Origin of the sequence: Pseudonocardia bannensis (assembly GCF_012911875.1) — a bacterium.
In the GTDB taxonomy this organism is placed as follows: domain Bacteria; phylum Actinomycetota; class Actinomycetes; order Mycobacteriales; family Pseudonocardiaceae; genus Pseudonocardia; species Pseudonocardia bannensis.
Genome location: NZ_JAAXKZ010000217.1, coordinates 1 through 3,897, shown reverse-complemented (window position 1 = coordinate 3,897; position 3,897 = coordinate 1). Strand labels below are relative to the sequence as shown.

Here is a 3,897-nt window from a genome sequence, read left to right as displayed (position 1 = left end):
AGAACGTCGCCCGAGTGCTGGGCGCGGTCTTCCCCTGGCTGATCCGGATCGACGTGTCGTTCGAGCCGCACGAGGTCAACGGCCAGCCCGGCGCGATCTTCCGCGACCGGGACGGCAAGGTGCTCTATGCCCTGGCCCTCGACGTGCTCGAGGGGAAGATCCAGACCATCCGTGGGGTGATCAACCCCGACAAGCTCGGCCACATCGGGCCGGTCGCCGACGCCTGGGCCGTCGATCGTGAGGTGAAGCGGGCCCGCCGGCAGCCCCACTGACCTGGGAGTCTCACCGCGGTGACGTCGCGTGCGATGCCATCGCGCCCCCGCTCACTTCTCGGGCCGCACAGCACGACGCCCGTGCCCCGTCCAGCGGGGCGCGGGCGTCACGTGCGGGATCAATTGCGGGCCGACGGTAGCCGCTCCCGCCAGGATCAGGCCGCTCCGAGCCACGATCGGATGACGCGCGCCAACCGGCGGAACGTCTGACTCTGCACGGAGGCCGCAGCTCTGCCAGTGGCGTGGCGACAGTTGCCGCGGTCGTCCTAGGCTAACCCGAGACCAAATCGCCGGCGCCTCACGGCCCGCTCCGGCGTGGAGCTTCTGGACCTTATGCTCGGCAGCGGCCATTGAGCTCAACCAGCTTCTCGGCGGGCCCAGGTCTTGGGCGGAAGGCGCCACGCCCCACCCTGGAAGCAACCGGAATAGCCCGGCGCGACCTGGACGCATTTCCTTAATGCGTACTGACCCCACCGCAGCCTGAGGGGACGGCATGGACGACGAGACGACCCGCGCAACGATCGAGGCCGTCAAGCGGCTCGATGCCGCGTTCGATCGCGGTGACATCGACGCCTTCATGGCGGCTATGACCGACGACTGCGTCTGGGAGTCCTTCGCGCCGGCCCCTGCCGGGCACAACGCTACGAGGGCCAGGCGGCGGTACGGCAGGCGGTGGCGGACTTTCTCGGCTCCTCCCCGGTCTTCGACGGCGAGGAGATGTTCGCCTGTGCTGAACGCGCCACGGTGCGCTGGACCTGCCGCTTTGATGGCGGACATGTCCGAGGAGTCGACGTCGTACGAGTCCGCGACGGGAAGGTCGCCGAGATCCTCTCCTACGTGAAGGGTTGAGGCTAGTCCCTGATCGCCCTGTTGGGCGGCCCGTTCCGGGCTGAAAATGGGGGCGGTCGCTCGATGCAGGTCAGCGGGGTGAGGGCGAGGGCTGCGAGGAGACGGCGGATCTCGTTGGCGGAGAGCGGGATCAGCTTGCGGCGGCCGGTTCGAGAGCCCCCTTTTGATCCCGGGCGTGCTCGCCGGCGCGTGGTGGCCAGGTAGGCCGCGGCGATCGCCCCAAAAGATCTGGCAGCGGCCTCATCGCCCTCACCCTCGCCGAGATCCGACGTCTCCTGGCACCTCTGATCCACATCGCGCGAGCGATCACGCCGTGGGCATGGTCGACCTGGCACCGTGAACGCCAACACCGAGCCCGCGAAAGCCACTACCGCCGACGCGAACGACATACCTAACGAAATGCGGCTGGAGTACTAGGCAGTCCTGCCGCGCGCGACTACAGAGCCCGAGGAGTCAAGACGGAAGTCGACGTCCAGATACGAACTTGGCCCCTCGCCAAGGCTCACCCGCTGGTCGAAGTAGTCGAATGACCCAGGTAGGTAATACGCTGTGTCGTCCTGGTAGAACTGGAAGAGGTAGAGAAGGACATCGCCGATGAAGGTTTGGAAGTCGGGCGTAACCTCGCGAATGACGATGGCCTTCCTTTGAATTTCTTGTGAGTTGATACACCATGGAAGTATGTATCCACCGGCATCAACGAAGTTTGAGTTAGGACGCTGATCGACGTCTTTAGGAATGACTCCTAATGGATCGCCAGCACCGAACCATGGGAACCAGCCAGGATCGTAATAGGATAGGTTTCTTCCAGCTCCTGCCGGCTCTCCCGGAAGTCGGGTCAAATTCGTAAGTCGTCGGAGTCCGGTATTCCATAGCCGGAACCGAGTGTTGGGGAGTGCAGCTGCAGCTTGTCCATCTAACATTGGGTCGTTCTCAATAGCGGACCCTCGGGCATCATAGATATTACGTACGTGCGCGACAGTTGGAAACGAATAGTAGTGGACGGACGGGCTCGCGCGATCAGGTTCTGAGTCGGACGCTACGTCGGGCGTACCCACCAGTGCCCCCTTATAGTCAGTTGCAGGTACTTCGTGCGGGACATAGCTCGCAAAAGGTCATCACGCCGTTACAGCTGGGCAGAGGGTCGTGACTACGGTCCGGCCGTGCCGCAGGCGCCGTCGTCACGTCGCTCGGCCTCGCCCGGTATCTCCGGTGCACCCGTCGCACTCTTCGATCACGAGGACAGGTCATAAGGGACGACGGGGAGTACGCCGGTGGGGTTCACGGAATCGACCTACGAGAACTTCGTGGCGGAGGACGGCGCGGCCCGCAGCCGCCTGATCCGGACCTACGCCGGGGCGAAGGACGACTTCGACGTCGCGATCGTCGGCTCCGGCGTCGGCGGCGGGATCCTCGCCGACGACCTGGCCGAGCGCATCGGTGCCGGCAAACGGATCCTGGTCGTCGAGGCGGGATCCTTCCTTTACCCGACCCACGTCTACAACGTCTGCCGCTTTCCCAACGCCGACATCGCCCGCCGGTTCGGGGTCCGCACCTTCCACCAGCAGGGCGACTCGCAGTCCGAGTTCCACATTGGTGAGCAGCCCCAGCTGAACTTCGGTGGGCGGTCGATCTTCTGGTCCGGCCTTATCCCGGAGATCCAGGGCTGGGAGCTCGACTACTTCCCCGACAACATCCGATCCGCCCTGACCGGCGGCCTGCTCGACCGTGCGGGCGAGACCATGAACGAGTCGCGGTCGATGGGCGACACCGCCACAAAGATCGTCGAGAAGCTGCGGGCCAGCGACCTCGCCCAGGACTTCGAGATCGTCCAGACACCGCGCGCCCTGCACCAGCCCTACCTCGAGCCCGACGGCACCCCCACCGCCGAGTTCTTCACCGAGCCCACCGGCGTGTTCAACACCGCCGAGCTCCTGACCGGGCAGCTCGGCCTCGAACCCGGCGCCCCAGACGACGGCAAGGGTCTCCACCTGCTGCTCAACACATTCGTCGAAGCCGTCGACGACCAGGGCGACCACGTCGAGGTCCTCACCCGGAACGTCCTGACCGGCGAGACACGCACCTTCCGCGCGCGGCGGGTAGTCCTATGCGGCGGCTCGATCGAAAGCCCCAAGCTCCTGCGCCGCTCCCCCGCCTTCGACGCCCTGCCCGACACGGTGCGGCCACTCGTCGGCCGCGGGCTCACCGACCACCCGACGTCGAACGAGATCACCACGAGCGTGACGGGCATCGGCGGCATCCCCATCCCCCGCTCCTCCAACGTCAAGATCATCTTTTACTCCCGCGGCCACCGGGTCGACGGCCGGATCCGGTTCCCGTTCAACGTCGAGATGAACATCAACCACGAGTGGTGGCACCTGCGCGACGACGACCCCACGGCACGCCCACCGCTCACCGGCCCGTGCCCGCTGGACATCAAGTTCAGCTTCGCCAACTGCCTCGACGACGACAATGCCATCCGACCCGACCCCGGCTACGTCCCCGAGATCGACTTCCACAACCTGAGCTGGACCACCCACCTCACCGGCTCCCGCATCCCCGCCACGGCGGGCTGGGAGAGCAGGCAAGACGCAGACCTCCTGTGGTGGGTGCTCAACGAGGTGACCCACCGGATCTTCTCCCTCTTCGACCGCGACGGCGTCCCAGCCCGACCCGACACGGACGACCACGGCAAGGAACTGTGGTTCGGCCAGGGCAAGGGCTTCGGCTGGGGCACCGTGCACCACGCCGCCGGCAGCCTCCGCATGCCCACCCGCCC

At 66.0% G+C, this 3,897-nt stretch carries 2 protein-coding genes and 1 pseudogene; all 3 read left to right on the top strand.

Features of this window, described 5'->3' with window-relative positions:
* Positions 1–272 (top strand): annotated as a pseudogene (locus tag HF519_RS33455) (RNA polymerase subunit sigma-24); the annotation flags it as partial.
* A gap of 597 nt (positions 273–869) precedes the next feature.
* The gene (locus HF519_RS33450; RefSeq protein ID WP_438826459.1) at positions 870–1,121 is read left to right on the top strand and encodes a nuclear transport factor 2 family protein; all 252 of its coding nucleotides are present in this window, start codon (positions 870–872) and stop codon (positions 1,119–1,121) included.
* 1,271 nt (positions 1,122–2,392) lie between these two features.
* Positions 2,393–3,897, top strand: a 1,505-nt coding sequence (locus tag HF519_RS33445; RefSeq protein ID WP_169416230.1) for a GMC family oxidoreductase N-terminal domain-containing protein, incomplete at its 3' end; no start/stop codon positions are given.